This window comes from Haematospirillum sp. H1815, from assembly GCF_012102705.1.
Lineage (GTDB): Bacteria > Pseudomonadota > Alphaproteobacteria > Rhodospirillales > Rhodospirillaceae > Haematospirillum.
The window spans coordinates 57,400-70,341 of sequence record NZ_JAAVTA010000003.1 but is presented as its reverse complement, the minus strand read 5'-3'; the positions used below and the strand labels follow the sequence as shown (position 1 = coordinate 70,341).

Annotated in this window: 13 protein-coding genes and 1 tRNA gene; 11 read left to right on the top strand and 3 right to left on the bottom strand. The window is 56.4% G+C overall.

Annotation, left to right across the window (positions count from 1 at the left end):
- The first annotated feature begins 68 nt into the window (after positions 1-68).
- From murJ to HEQ60_RS04100, 7 genes are all read left to right on the top strand, one after another.
- Positions 69-1,610, top strand: coding sequence for a murein biosynthesis integral membrane protein MurJ (gene murJ / locus HEQ60_RS04130; RefSeq protein ID WP_168069785.1), 1,542 nt, complete (start codon positions 69-71; stop codon positions 1,608-1,610).
- Positions 1,611-1,706: 96 nt separating this feature from the next.
- Positions 1,707-2,708 (top strand): tryptophan--tRNA ligase, encoded by a 1,002-nt coding sequence (gene trpS / locus HEQ60_RS04125; RefSeq protein WP_168070074.1) that lies wholly within the window; start codon positions 1,707-1,709, stop codon positions 2,706-2,708.
- A 169-nt stretch (positions 2,709-2,877) separates the two neighbouring features.
- Positions 2,878-3,801 carry a sulfite exporter TauE/SafE family protein gene (locus tag HEQ60_RS04120; protein ID WP_168069783.1) on the top strand — a complete coding sequence of 308 codons (924 nt, stop codon included), beginning with the start codon at positions 2,878-2,880 and terminating at the stop codon, positions 3,799-3,801.
- Positions 3,801-4,562, top strand: a complete 762-nt coding sequence (locus HEQ60_RS04115) for a TIGR02186 family protein (RefSeq protein WP_168069781.1) — start codon at positions 3,801-3,803, stop codon at positions 4,560-4,562. Before HEQ60_RS04120 ends, HEQ60_RS04115 begins: the two co-directional genes overlap by 1 nt.
- 17 nt (positions 4,563-4,579) lie before the next feature.
- On the top strand, positions 4,580-5,065 hold the full coding sequence (locus HEQ60_RS04110) for a universal stress protein (protein ID WP_168069779.1): 486 nt from the start codon (positions 4,580-4,582) through the stop codon (positions 5,063-5,065).
- Positions 5,066-5,201: 136 nt separating this feature from the next.
- Positions 5,202-5,750 (top strand): NifU family protein, encoded by a 549-nt coding sequence (locus tag HEQ60_RS04105; protein WP_168069777.1) that lies wholly within the window; start codon positions 5,202-5,204, stop codon positions 5,748-5,750.
- 595 nt (positions 5,751-6,345) lie between these two features.
- A complete protein-coding gene (locus HEQ60_RS04100) occupies positions 6,346-7,428 on the top strand; it encodes a glucosaminidase domain-containing protein (RefSeq protein ID WP_168069774.1) in 1,083 nt (360 codons plus the stop codon).
- Between the two features lie 24 nt (positions 7,429-7,452).
- Here HEQ60_RS04100 and nth read toward each other — a convergent pair whose 3' ends face one another.
- From nth to HEQ60_RS04085, 3 genes are all read right to left on the bottom strand, one after another.
- Positions 7,453-8,130, bottom strand: a complete 678-nt coding sequence (gene nth / locus HEQ60_RS04095) for an endonuclease III (protein ID WP_168069772.1) — start codon at positions 8,128-8,130, stop codon at positions 7,453-7,455.
- Between the two features lie 38 nt (positions 8,131-8,168).
- The gene (dapB, locus tag HEQ60_RS04090) at positions 8,169-8,984 is read right to left on the bottom strand and encodes a 4-hydroxy-tetrahydrodipicolinate reductase (protein ID WP_168069770.1); all 816 of its coding nucleotides are present in this window, start codon (positions 8,982-8,984) and stop codon (positions 8,169-8,171) included.
- 81 nt (positions 8,985-9,065) lie between these two features.
- Entirely contained in the window at positions 9,066-10,085 is a 1,020-nt protein-coding gene (locus tag HEQ60_RS04085; RefSeq protein ID WP_168069769.1) for a complex I NDUFA9 subunit family protein, read from the bottom strand.
- A 339-nt stretch (positions 10,086-10,424) separates the two neighbouring features.
- Here HEQ60_RS04085 and HEQ60_RS04080 point away from each other — a divergent pair.
- The 4 genes from HEQ60_RS04080 to lptC all read left to right on the top strand — a co-directional run bounded on the left by HEQ60_RS04080 (position 10,425) and on the right by lptC (position 12,942).
- Positions 10,425-10,511, top strand: a tRNA-Leu gene (locus tag HEQ60_RS04080).
- A gap of 169 nt (positions 10,512-10,680) precedes the next feature.
- On the top strand, positions 10,681-11,298 hold the full coding sequence (locus tag HEQ60_RS04075) for a ribonuclease D (RefSeq protein ID WP_168069768.1): 618 nt from the start codon (positions 10,681-10,683) through the stop codon (positions 11,296-11,298).
- Between the two features lie 19 nt (positions 11,299-11,317).
- On the top strand, positions 11,318-12,313 hold the full coding sequence (locus tag HEQ60_RS04070) for a KpsF/GutQ family sugar-phosphate isomerase (protein WP_416046630.1): 996 nt from the start codon (positions 11,318-11,320) through the stop codon (positions 12,311-12,313).
- Positions 12,313-12,942 (top strand): LPS export ABC transporter periplasmic protein LptC, encoded by a 630-nt coding sequence (gene lptC / locus HEQ60_RS04065; RefSeq protein WP_168069767.1) that lies wholly within the window; start codon positions 12,313-12,315, stop codon positions 12,940-12,942. Before HEQ60_RS04070 ends, lptC begins: the two co-directional genes overlap by 1 nt.

Below are 12,942 nucleotides of genomic sequence, written 5' to 3'. Positions count from 1 at the left end.
GGTCTCGTGTTTGGTGATGGCCTGTCCTAGACTTCCGCCGTCTTTGCGCTGATGCAGGTTTGTGCTTTATGGCATTGCTCCGTTCGGTATCCATTGTTGGCTTCTTCACCTTGCTGTCGCGCTTTACAGGCCTGGCGCGTGAGGCGCTGATTGCCCATTACCTGGGTGCCGGCATGGTAACGGACTGTTTCAATGTTGCCTGGAAGCTGCCAAACCTGTTCCGTCGCCTGTTTGCCGAGGGGGCTTTCTCGGCTGCATTTGTCCCCTTGTTTTCGGCGACGCTGGAGCAGGAGGGAGAAGACGGGGCCCGGGTTTTTTCCGATCGGGTCTTCTCCTTTCTTGCACTTGTGCTGGGGCTGTTCAGCGCCCTTATGATGATTGCCATGCCTTGGGTCATGCACGTTTTTGCGCCAGGTTTCAGCGAGATCCCGGGCAAGCATGAGCTGGCCTCTGATCTGGCCGGGATTACTTTCTCGTATTTGTTCTTTGTTTCCTTATGTTCGCTTCTGTCCGGGATTCTCAATTCCCTTGGCCGGTTTGCTGCAGCAGCAGGAACGCCAGTCCTGTTGAATGTTGTCAGCATGGCCGGACTGGTCTGGTTGTCGGATTTTACGCCCACGCCGGGTCATGCCCTGGCGTGGGGAACGGCCTTGGCAGGAGTCGTCCAGTTTTTGTGGTTGTTGCACTCTGCATGGAGAGCCGGGTTCCTGCCCCGCCTGGTCCGCCCTTCCCTGTCGCCCAAGGTTCGCCTTTTGCTGGTCCGGATTGTCCCTGTGGCTTTTGGGGCAGGGTTGTATCAGGTCAGCCTTCTGATTGACGTTGTGCTCGCCTCACTCTTGCCGGAAGGTTCCATCAGCTGGCTCAACTTTGCCGACCGCCTGAACCAGCTGCCGCTTGGCGTGGTTGGTATTGCGATGGGAACAGCCCTGTTGCCGGTTCTATCCCGTCAGCTGGCCGCTTCAGACGAGGCTGCAGCCTTGGACAGTCAGAACCGTGGGGTGGAGCTGTCCCTTCTGTTGACCCTGCCGGCCATGGTGGGGCTTGTGCTTCTGGCTGAGCCCATTGTGGCCCTGGTGTACGAGCGAGGGGCCTTCACCGCTGCGGATACAGAGGCAACGGCAGCAGCGTTGACAGCCTTTTGCCTTGGCCTGCCGGCATATGTTCTGGTCAAGGTCTTTACCCCGGGTTTCTTTGCCCGTGGTGATACGTCCATGCCGTTCCGGATTGCCGCAGTAGCGCTTGGTATCAACGTGATTTTGAACCTTGTCCTGATGCAGATCATGGCCCATGTTGGGCTGGCGCTGGCAACGGCTGTCAGCAGTACGGTCAATGCCATGCTTTTGGGCATTGTTCTCTGGCGTCGTGGGCACTATCGCATGGACCGCCGCCTGTTGCAGCGTCTTCCCCGTACCCTTATTGCAACCAGCCTGATGGGTGGTGTTGTCTATGCTGTGGGCTATGCCATTCCCTTGTTTATCCCGCTTTTATCATGGGGTGTGCTGGTGGTGCAGATTGCGGCTGGCCTTGCTGTCTTCTTTCTGGCTGCCTTCTTGTGCGGCGCTGTACGGCGTGAGGATCTGGCCTACTTGCGGGTCCTGCGTCGTTCCTAACCCCGTGCTTGATCGCGTGCCCTGTGTGGGGTATCCCATCCGCCTGCTGACAGGTCTACTGGGTGCAGGATTGCTTCTTGATAACAGGATCGTATGATGAAACGTATTTTTTCCGGCGCACAGCCTACCGGAAACTTGCATTTGGGCAATTATCTTGGGGCAATCCGTAACTGGGTAACGCTACAGCAAGACTTCTCTGACTGTGTGTTCTGTGTTGTTGATCAGCATGCCATTACCCTTTGGCAAGATCCCAAGGAACTTCACCGTTCTATCCGGGAACTGGCAGCAGCCTATATCGCGGCTGGTATTGATCCCGGGAAGTCCATTCTTTTCAATCAGTCCGCTGTTCCTGGTCATGCCCAGCTGGCGTGGGTTTTCAACTGCGTTGCCCGTATCGGCTGGATGAACCGGATGACCCAGTTCAAGGACAAGGCCGGAAAAAATCGCGAAAATGCTTCTGTCGGATTGTATGTTTACCCAACTCTGATGGCAGCAGATATTCTGTTGTACAAGGCGACGCATGTGCCGGTCGGGGAAGACCAGAAACAGCATCTGGAGTTGACCCGGGATATTGCAATCAAGTTCAATAACGATTTTGGTGTCGATTTATTCCCCGTTCCCGAGCCCTTGATCCTGGGAGAGGCAACCCGGGTCATGAGCCTGCGTGACGGTACCAAGAAGATGTCCAAGTCTGATCCGTCGGATTATTCACGTATCAATCTTGCGGATGATGCTGATGCCATTGCGCAGAAGATCCGCAAGGCCCGCACGGACCCCGATCCCTTGCCCGAGGTTGTGGCGGGACTTGCCGACCGGCCCGAGGCCGACAACCTGGTGACGATTTTTGCCGCCCTGAAGGGAATCAGCAAGGCAGCGGCCTTGGCCGATGTCGGGGGGCAGTCGTTTGCCGTGTTCAAGGGTATGCTGACGGACCTTCTGGTTTCCGAGCTGGCCCCGGTTAGCGCAGAATGGCGGCGACTGGTGGCTGACCCGGCTTATATCGACTCTGTCCTGCGTGACGGTGCAGAGAGGGCTTCTGTCCTGGCACGTCCCATTCTCGATGAGGTTTACGATACCGTCGGGTTCTTGCGACCTTAACTGACGGGAAACATTCTTGTCTTCGGACCCCACGCCTTTCCCAAGGTGTGGGGTCTTTTATCGTTCACTACAGATGTTTCTGCTGTGACTGTCTGCGGGGCAGGGTACAACAGAAGAAATATCCTGTTCTTGTTTTCCAGCAGACTTTCGCGAACACCGGGGACTCTGAATGCAGGTCTATCTCCCGATTGCTGAAATGTCGGTGAATATTTTTCTCGTTCTCGGGATCGGGATCGTTGTTGGGTGGCTTTCAGGTTTATTCGGTGTTGGTGGTGGTTTCCTGATGACCCCGTTGCTGATGTTTCTGGGTGTATCGCCTGCTGTTGCGGTCGGAACCGGTGCCAACCAGATTGTGGCTTCGTCTGTTGCTGGGGTTATGGCGCACTGGAGACGGGGGAATGTTGATGTACGGATGGGTATGGTTCTGCTTGTTGGTGGTCTGGTTGGATCAGGAATAGGGGTTTTTCTGTTCCGCTGGCTTCGGTCTGTTGGTCATATCGATCTGGCTATTGCGTTGTGCTATGTCGTGTTTCTGGGTACGATTGGCTCCCTTATGCTGGGCGAAAGCCTGTTGGCAACCTGGCGGGCCCGCCGTCCGGGACATGTTCCTCGCGATGCCGTACAGGAAGAGCTTGGTCACTGGGCAGACCGACTTCCGCTTAAAATGACGTTTCATCGTTCCCGGCTTTATATTTCTGTGATTCCACCATTTCTTGTCGGAGTACTTGTTGGGGTTCTGGCTGCGATCATGGGGGTTGGTGGTGGTTTTGTTGCCGTTCCCGCCATGATTTACGTGCTGCGTATGCCAACCCAGGTGGTGATCGGCACATCCCTGTTCCAGGTTATTTTTGTCAGTGCCAATACGGCTTTCCTGCAAGCCCTGCTGAACCAGACCGTAGATGTCATGCTGGCGCTGACACTCCTTGTTGGGGCTGTGACCGGCGCCCAGTTCGGGGCCCGCTTCGGCAGCCGTATCAAGGCCGAGCAGATGCGCATCCTTTTGGCACTGCTGGTGCTGGCCGTCTGTATTCGTCTGGCGTTTGATCTGATGGTCGAACCCGAGGAGCTTTTTATCCTTGGTGGAGGAGGCTGATGTCCAGACTCCGCCTGTGTTGTCTTTTGTTTTTTATTCTTCTGTCCGCTCCGTCCGGTGTGTGTCATGCCAACCGTCAGCAGCCAGTTGTGGCTGATTTGTCCAAGCATCTGGTTGCTATCAACGCCGGATTTTCCGGGACTGATGTGCTTCTGTTCGGGGCTACCGATGGCCCTGGTGATATTGTCTTGGTGGTGCGTGGTCCCCCGCAGCAGCAGGTCATTCGTCGCAAAACAAAATCTGGTCCAATCTGGATCAATGGCGAATCAGTTGTTTTTGACAGTGTGCCAGCTTTTTATCTTGTTGCCTCCAGCGCGCCACTGGAGGAAATCCTGCCGGACAGCGTACGACAACTGCACCAGATCGGTTTGTCTTACCTGAATCTGGAGGTTCTTGATCCTGTCAGCGAAGATGCACATGTGACGGAGCCTTTCCGCCAGGCGCTGGTTCGCTTGAAGGCTCAGCGTGGGGTCTATGTGACCACCGTTGGTACGATTGATCACATGGCTAACCGCTTGTTCCGGTCCGAGCTGCAGTTTCCCTCCAACGTGCCAACCGGCACCTATATGGTGGAAGTTTACCTGGTCCGTGACCGGCGTGTTGTCAGTGCCGAAATTACGCCACTCAGTATCAGTCGGGCTGGATTGGGGGCCGAGATTTTCCTGTTTGCCCACGATCATGCTGTTCTGTATGGCGTCCTTGCCATTCTGGCTGCGGCCAGCGCGGGGTGGTTTGCCGCCCTTGTTTTTCGACGTAACTGAGAGCCGGAGAAACCCGGATGGGGGACAGCGCACAGGGCCGTGTACGGCGTACTTTTCTGGTTGTTGTGGATGAAAGCGAGGAAATGCGCGCTGCGCTGCGCTATGCCTGCCGTCGTGCGCGGCGTACAGATGGACAGGTTGCGCTGTTGCGTATCATACAGCCGCGTGAGATCCAGCATTATGCTCTGATCGGGGAGCGTATGGCTGATGAGCTTCGATATCAGGCCAGCAGCCACCTGAACGAAATAGCTGCAGACGTTCAGCATATTTCCGGTACTGCGCCTGTTTTATTGATCCGTGAGGGCGAGTCGAGTGAGGAGCTTCTCAAGCTTCTTCGGGATAAGCCGAATATCAGTGTTCTGGTTCTGGCGGCAGGAACCGGCGCTGATGGGCCGGGGCCTCTGGTATCTGCCCTGACAGGTCGGTTGGCGCATCTTGTGCGGATTCCGGTCACAATTGTCCCTGGTACCATGACGGATGATGCAATTGATGCCCTGACCTGAACCGAACCTGTGCTCTTTTTCCCGGCTTGCATCAGGACTGGAGCAGTCCTATTTCAACCCGGATCATTATGGTGTAGCTTCGGCAGCATGCTTGTGATCCCTGAGATCTTCCAACTGCCAAAAGCCCGAGGTTTCCATGTTTATACAGACAGAATCCACTCCCAATCCTGATAGTCTGAAGTTTATTCCCGGCAGGATTGTTATGGCTTCAGGAACCGCGGATTATCGGCAGGAGTCTGAAGCCATGGACTCTCCGCTGGCGACCCGTCTTTTTGCGATAGAAGGTGTTGCAGGTGTTTTCCTTGGGGCTGATTTTGTGACGGTAACGCGTGGTGAGGGGCGGGACTGGCAGGTTCTGAAGCCGCTTGTGCTGGGTGCCATCATGGAACACTTCACCTCGGGTGCCCCGGTTACGCATGATTCTGTTGAAGAAGAAAGTTTTGATCCTGCCGACGCTGCATTGGTTGAGCAGATCAAGGAATTGATTGAAACTCGTGTGCGCCCGGTTGTAGCCCGCGATGGTGGTGATATTGTTTTCCGCGCATTCCGTGATGGTACGGTTTATCTGCATATGCGTGGATCATGTTCAGGGTGCCCAAGTTCAACAATGACCCTGAAGCATGGCATTGAGAACATGTTACGTCATTTCATTCCTGAAGTCAGGGCAGTGGAGGCTGTTTCATAATCTTCGTTATGTAAAGAGACCGGATATGACCTTGTTACCCTGATCTCTTTGACATCTTGTTCTGTTATTCTGGTGTTTGGCATATCCGAATCATTGATGTCCGGCCCCTATTGGCAGATTGTATCGTGCCAATAGGGGCCTTTTGACTTGGGTCATATAGAATTTATTTCTGTTCCATGTTCTTCTGTTTATCAATGAGATAGGTCCTTCCAGGCCTGTCTTTTGCCTGTTTGTCTAGATCAGGCGCTTGACCTAGGGTGCTTTACTTTATATTAGCTTCCCCTCCGATGCCTTGGACTGTGGTGCTGCTGCGGGCCTCTGTGATGGCGTCATGATCCGGTTTTGCCCCTGTGCAGCCGGTGTTCAACCCGGTGCGGTGCCCGTTTGGCCAGAGATCCCGGCCAGAGGGCGTACCAAAACGGGAGTTTCACCTGCCCTGAAGCAAGGGCGAGAATCTCCCACCACATGTTGGCCGGTCTGTTTGGTGTTGTGCCGTAAAGGTACGATGCCTGCGGCTCAGGGCTTGGCGGCGCCGAGGATCTTTGCGTTTCATTCGCGTGTTGAACGTGCCGCAGCCCCCGGTAAAGAGGTGTGTATGTATCAGAAGCGATCCTGTCGGCGCTTCAACATTGTTGTGTTGGGTGTTGTGTTTACCTGTGTAGGTGGCCTGTACAGTGCGGTGGTCTCTGGTGTGGCGGGTCTGCATACAGGCGGTGAGCGTACGGTATCAGAATCTGCTTCTGCGGGGGTGTCATCGGTTCCCAGAACATGGGTTTCCTTGTCATCGCGCGTTCCATCAGCCTTGTTGTTGCCTGTTGGCAAGCCGTCGGTTCCAACGTCTCTGGCCACACCGGCTGATGTGCGTGCTGAACGGCTTGATGCCCTCTATGAGGAACTGTCTTACGGTCTGGATGGCGTGAGGAGCGGTGTTGCAGCTGTGCCGCGTGTTTTCTCTCCGTCTGTTCCCCGTGATATGCGCGACGTTGATGTTGAACGCCGCAAGAGCTTGTTCCTGCGTATGTTGCTGCCGGTTATCCTGCGCGTTAACGAGGAAATCGAAAGCGACAGAACCCGCCTGAAAAGGCTGATCGAACGTGACAATGCGGGGATGCCAGTCAGCGACCATGATGTGTTGTGGCTGGAAGACAAGACGCGCGAGTATCGCATGCGTGTTGTCAATATGGAACAGTTGCTGAAGCGGATGGATATTGTGCCTCCTTCCATTGCCTTGGCTCAGGCTATTGAGGAGAGTGGCTGGGGAACCTCGCGGTTTGCTATGCAGGGTAATGCCTTGTTTGGTCAGTGGACACCCTCTACACGCGGCTTGAAGCACCCGGACCCGATTGCACCGGGTTGGCGTATTGCCTCTTTTCCCTCTCTTCTGGACGCAGTGCGGTCCTACGTTGTGAACCTGAATACGCATAGTGCGTATGGAGAGTTTCGATTGGCCCGTTCTTCCGCCCGGAAGGCTGGCTCATTGCCTGAAGGCATGAGTCTGGTTCCTTACCTGCATCGCTATTCAGAGCGTGGTTCCGCCTATACCCAAGCTTTGCGCAACATTATACGGGTCAACGAGCTGCGCGCATTCGACAGCGCCCGCTTGTCAGACAGGGCGATAGAGGTGGCGGCTTTGCCTGATGACCTGATCCACGCTCCTGATCTTTCCCCCGCTCCTTGACCGGAGAGTGATGCGGCCAAGCTGTCAGGATCTTGAGCGAGAAGCCGACCGGGCCTTTCCATGTATGGCCTTGGCCTCTCTCTCTGACCAGTTACACCATTCCTTGACCGAGCACCGGTCACAGGCCGGGGTTCGTGCCTTGCAGGTGTAGCGTCCGTGCAGGATCAGCCAATGGTGCGCATGCTGGCGGAAGCGGGCGGGAATGACGGTTTCCAGCTTCTTCTCGACAGCCAGCGGTGTCTTGCCGGCAGCCATGCCTGTGCGGTTGGCAACGCGGAACAGATGGGTGTCAACGGCAATAGTTGGTTCGCCAAAAGCAATATTCAGGACGACATTGGCTGTCTTGCGGCCAACGCCGGGCAATGTTTCCAGAATGTCCCGGTTACGGGGAACGGTGCTGTTGTGATCGCGGACCAGAATCTGCGACAGGGCCATAATGTTTCTGGCCTTGGTGTTGAACAGGCCAATGGTCCGGATATGTTGACGCAGCCCTTCTTCCCCCAGTTCCAGCATTTTCTCCGGTGTATCGACACGCTGGAACAGGGCACGGGTTGCCTTGTTGACGCCGGTATCTGTTGCCTGGGCTGACAGCGCAACGGCTACCAGCAGTGTATAAGGGTTGACGTATTCCAGCTCCCCTTTTGGCTCTGGATTGATGGCCTGTAGCGTGCTGAAAAACCCCTCGACCTGTTTCCGGGTCATGGGACGGGTTGCGGTTGTCCGGGTGCTGTGTTGCGTGCTCATGGGGTACGGGGTGTCAGGCCCAGAACGTCCTGCATGGAGTACAGTCCGGGTCTGCGCCCGTTGCACCATCGTGCAGCGCGGATGGCGCCACGGGCAAAGATCTGTCTGGAGCTGGCTTTGTGGGTTAGTTCCACCCGTTCGCCATCAGCTGCAAAAATCACGGAATGTTCCCCGATTACATCGCCGCCCCGCAAGCTGGCAAAACCGATTGTGCCCGGCGTCCGGGCGCCTGTATGGCCATTACGGGTTATCTGCGAGACATCATCCAGGGCGGTTCGCCGCCCACGAGCGGCAGCCTGCCCCAGTCCCAACGCTGTACCAGATGGCGCATCAACCTTGTGGCGGTGGTGCATCTCAAGGATCTCTATGTCGTAATCCAGCCCCAGAATGGCGGCCACCCTTTCTGTCAGGGCAAAGAGCAGATTGGTGCCGATGCTCATGTTTGGTGACATGACAATAGGGATGCTCTTGGCTGCAATGGATACAGCCTCTTGTTGGGTGGGAGAGAAGCCGGTTGTTCCCACGATCAGGGCTGTTCTGTGAGTGGCTGCCAAGCGGGCATGCACGGTGGTGGCATCCGGGGTCGTGAAATCGATAACGGCATCGGCATGGGAGAAGAGGCTGGAGGGGTCATCTGTGATCGCTATGCCAAGTGGCTCTGTTGTGCCAACAAGGCGGCCTATATCCTGCCCCAGGAAGGGAGATCCCTGCGGCTCTGTTCCGCCAGCCAGGGTAACGGTATCGGCAGCAAGAATCTCCTGGACCAACATCCGGCCCATGCGACCGGCGCATCCAGCTACGGCAATTTTCATGGAAGAACCTTTCGGGGGCAGGGCATCGTATAAAGGCCCCGCATGGGCTGCGGGGCCGAGAAAGGGAAGGGCGGGGCAGGTCTACAGAGTCTGGCGGCCAATACGCCGGATCTGGCGGTGTGTCGGGCGGAATCGCTCCAGATACGACGGGATAATGGCTTCCGTGGTTTCAGGGCGGATGCCAAGTTCAGCCAGACCAGGGCAGGTTCCTGAGACCACGCTGTCTCGCTCCATCATTTTGACCATGTCCGGTGTCAAGGGTGGAACCGGCAGGAATTGGAGCAGGGCAGCCTGGATGCGTGCCACGGCCATGGGCGCGGGGAGAACAGGCTTGCCGCGGCGTGTTTCCCGCATGACCTGTTCCATAATCTCCTTCAGTGTCATGACGCGTGGCCCGCCAAGTTCCCACAGCTTCCCTTGCTGGCTGCGGTCATCAAGGATGCGGCATATGACCTCGGCAACATCGCCAACATAGACAGGCTGAAGTTTCGGGCCGCCGGAACCGACCAGGTCAAGCCGGGGCAGTTCGCCGGGAGCCTTGCGCAGGGCTGGGGCATCTGTTGTGAAATACAGCAGGAACGGCAGTGCCCGCGCCATGGCGCCAAAGCGGTTGTAGAAGTCATCCTCGGGGCCAAAAATAACCGATGGGCGAAGGATACTGGCCCCCGGGAAGGCGGTTTTGACCCGGGTTTCACCCTCGGCCTTGCTGCGGGCGTAGCTTGCCGGGCTGGAAGGATCGGCACCCAGTGCGCTCATATGGACAAGGTGCTGGACGCCGGCTTCCCGGGCTGCGCGCGCGATGGTTTCAGCCCCCACAACATGGATGGCGTCAAAACGAACCGGTCCCTTCTCGTACAGGATGCCGACCAGATTGATAACCGCACTTGCCCCCTGTACGGCACTGCGGACCGTATCCTCACGCGTGATGTTCGCATAAACAGGCGAAACTTGGCCAAGGTCACCCAGTGGTTTCAGGAACTTGGCACCTTCGGGATCCCGGACGGCGACGCGGATACGCCAGCCCGCTTTTGTCAGCTTGTTGACCAAATGGCGGCCAACGAAACCAGATCCGCCAAAAATCGTGACCAGACGTTCAGTCATGGTACTGAAACTCCCGAAATATCAGTGCCGGGGCCCCATTCGCTGCGAGCCTTGCGGGACCGTGCCAAAGACAGCTTCCTGTCCGGGAAATTGGCACAACACGAGGCGGGACGCAACAGAGAGCCCCTGAATACCACCTGGCGGCCAATGTCCTGGTATTGGCTTGCCAGAGTTGGTTGTTCTCTTTCGGAAAATATCCATGGTGTTAAAAAGATGATTGACGCAGAGGCAACATGCCCATATAAACCGCCCGCACCAAGACGTTTCTCCTGGTATGCGTGCTGCGAAAGAATGCAAATCTTTCTGGCAGGAAAAAAGGAGAGCGGTATTGTGTCACCGGCCCAGGTGGCGGAATTGGTAGACGCGCAGGTTTCAGGTACCTGTGGCCGAAAGGTCGTGGAAGTTCGAGTCTTCTCCTGGGCACCATCCGCCTGGCAAAGCTTCGCAGGGTCCCGGGAAGGGAAGCGGAGATTTGCCAGGCGGATTTTTTTGTGGCCATGAGCCGTATTTCTGTCCATGAATACCGCCGTGTTGCAGTGTGCCGGCGCCCGCTCTCTATCTTCGGTAGAAAAGCCAGTTTTCGGGGATTTTGGCAATGACTATATACTATCATCGTGGTGATCTGCCGGCTGAAGTTGGTCTTTCGGGAGCGGTTGCCGTTGATACGGAGACAACCGGGTTGTCGCCGGTACGGGATCGCCTGTGTGTTGTGCAGCTCTCCGGGGGAGACGGCAATGCGCACGTTGTTCATGTCGGTGGCGCATTGGGGTATGATTGTCCCAACCTGAAAGCCGTTCTGGCCGATTCTTCGCGTCTCAAGATCTTTCACTATGCCCGTTTTGATATTGCCATACTTCGCAAGTATCTGGGGGTAGCCTGTGCGCCAGTTTATTGCACCAAGATCGCATCCCGTCTGACGCGTACCAATACAGATGCCCATGGTTTGCGGTCCTTGGTCCAAGCCTTGACAGGTGTGGAGCTTGACAAACAGCAACAGTCTTCAGACTGGGGAACGGATGGCGAGCTGACGGCAGAACAATTGTCTTATGCGGCCTCGGATGTATTGTATCTGCATGCCCTGAAAGATCGTCTGGATGCTCTTCTTGTGCGGGAGCGTCGTACCCATCTGGCCGATGCCTGCTTCCAGTTTCTTCCGACGCGGGCGGAGCTGGATCTGCTGGATTGGCATAGCCTTGATATCTTCAGTCACTGAATGCTGAAGGAGTGTGTTGGTGAAAGCATCGTCTTCTCTTTCGTCCGGACCTGTATCCTTGAACTCTGCCCTGGAAGCTGGGCGCAGGGTGCTGTTGACCGAGGCCGGGGCTCTGCATAGCCTGGCAGAGAGCCTTGATGGTCCTTTCTCGGCTGCCTTGGAGCGGCTTCTGGCTGTAAAGGGCCGTGTTGTTGTCACGGGCATGGGCAAGAGCGGCCATATCGGTGCCAAGATTGCCGCAACCTTGGCATCAACGGGTACGCCGGCATTCTTTGTGCACCCGGCAGAGGCCAGTCACGGTGATCTCGGGATGGTGACGCAGGATGATGCGGTCATCGCCCTGTCCAATTCGGGGGAAACTGCCGAGTTGGCAGACATTGTCGCCTATACCCGCCGTTTTGCCATCCCTCTGATCGGTATTACCGGGCGGGCTGATAGCGCTTTGGCTGTGGACAGCGATGTTGCCTTGGTGCTGCCGGCCTTTGAAGAGGCATGCCCGCATGGATTGGCCCCGACCACTTCAACCACGCTGATGTTGGCCCTAGGTGATGCTCTGGCGGTTGCTCTTCTGGAAAGCAAGGGATTTACTGCTGAAGATTTCCGTCTTTTCCATCCGGGGGGGAAGCTTGGGCAACGCCTGATGCGTGTTGCTGACCTGATGCATGGTCCTCAGGAGCTGCCGTTGTGTACACCCGATACCCTGATGGCGGATGTTCTGGTCGAAATGACGGGCAAAAGTCTTGGCTGTGCCGGTGTGATGGGGGCTGATGGGCGTCTGGCCGGTATGATTACGGATGGTGACCTGCGTCGCCATATGGAAGATGGGTTGATGCGGCGGCGGGCAGTGGACGTGATGACCCCGGACCCGATGACGGTTTCTCCCACGCTTCTTGCGGGGGAAGCCCTGCACCGTATGAACAGCCGAAAGGTTACCGGTCTTTTTGTCGTTGATCCGGGTGGTCGGCCGGTTGGCTTCCTGCATGTGCATGATTTGCTCCGGGCTGGTATTGTCTGATGCCTGTTCCCGATCCTTCGGGACGTTGGTCCTTGTTGTTCGGATACAGTCGCCTTGTCGTGGCGATGAAGGTTCTGCTGCCTGCCCTTGCCCTGCTTCTGATTGTGGGCGTTCTCCTCTGGCCGCGCCTTGTTGCCGAAACAAGCGCTCCTTCGTCCTTGATCCAGGCTGCGACAGAAGACGTTCCCCTAGAAAACCGACAGATGGAGCAGCCCCGTTACAGGGCAACAGATGCAGACAACCAGCCTTATAGCCTGAATGCGGATCGTGTGTGGGAGGCGGTTCCCGGGTTGTCAGAGTTTAACTTGGTCAACCCACGCGCTGACATGACAACGAATGATGGCGCGTGGTTGGCGATGGATGCGCCTGAGGGGCTGTACTATGAGAACCAATCCATTCTGGATTTGTCTGGCGGTGTGAACTTTTATCATGATGCGGGGTATGAGTTGCATACGCCATCTGTCACGATTGATGTGGCGGGAGGGGAAGCCATCGGCATGGAGGCCGTTGAGGGGCAGGGGCCATCCATGACAATCGCATCAGAAGGTATCCACGTGGTGGAGCGTGGTCGTTCCGTCCTGTTTACGGGAAAAGTGCGCCTTGTTCTTTACCCGGAGAAAGCTCCTTAG

Bases quoted from the DNA above. Each gene is read 5' to 3' on its own strand.
- murJ (WP_168069785.1), top strand. From the start codon at position 69: ATGGCATTGCTCCGTTCGGTATCCATTGTTGGCTTCTTCACCTTGCTG.
- trpS (WP_168070074.1), top strand. From the start codon at position 1,707: ATGAAACGTATTTTTTCCGGCGCACAGCCTACCGGAAACTTGCATTTG.
- HEQ60_RS04120 (WP_168069783.1), top strand. From the start codon at position 2,878: ATGCAGGTCTATCTCCCGATTGCTGAAATGTCGGTGAATATTTTTCTC.
- HEQ60_RS04115 (WP_168069781.1), top strand. From the start codon at position 3,801: ATGTCCAGACTCCGCCTGTGTTGTCTTTTGTTTTTTATTCTTCTGTCC.
- HEQ60_RS04110 (WP_168069779.1), top strand. From the start codon at position 4,580: ATGGGGGACAGCGCACAGGGCCGTGTACGGCGTACTTTTCTGGTTGTT.
- HEQ60_RS04105 (WP_168069777.1), top strand. From the start codon at position 5,202: ATGTTTATACAGACAGAATCCACTCCCAATCCTGATAGTCTGAAGTTT.
- HEQ60_RS04100 (WP_168069774.1), top strand. From the start codon at position 6,346: ATGTATCAGAAGCGATCCTGTCGGCGCTTCAACATTGTTGTGTTGGGT.
- nth (WP_168069772.1), bottom strand. From the start codon at position 8,130: ATGACCCGGAAACAGGTCGAGGGGTTTTTCAGCACGCTACAGGCCATC.
- dapB (WP_168069770.1), bottom strand. From the start codon at position 8,984: ATGAAAATTGCCGTAGCTGGATGCGCCGGTCGCATGGGCCGGATGTTG.
- HEQ60_RS04085 (WP_168069769.1), bottom strand. From the start codon at position 10,085: ATGACTGAACGTCTGGTCACGATTTTTGGCGGATCTGGTTTCGTTGGC.
- HEQ60_RS04075 (WP_168069768.1), top strand. From the start codon at position 10,681: ATGACTATATACTATCATCGTGGTGATCTGCCGGCTGAAGTTGGTCTT.
- lptC (WP_168069767.1), top strand. From the start codon at position 12,313: ATGCCTGTTCCCGATCCTTCGGGACGTTGGTCCTTGTTGTTCGGATAC.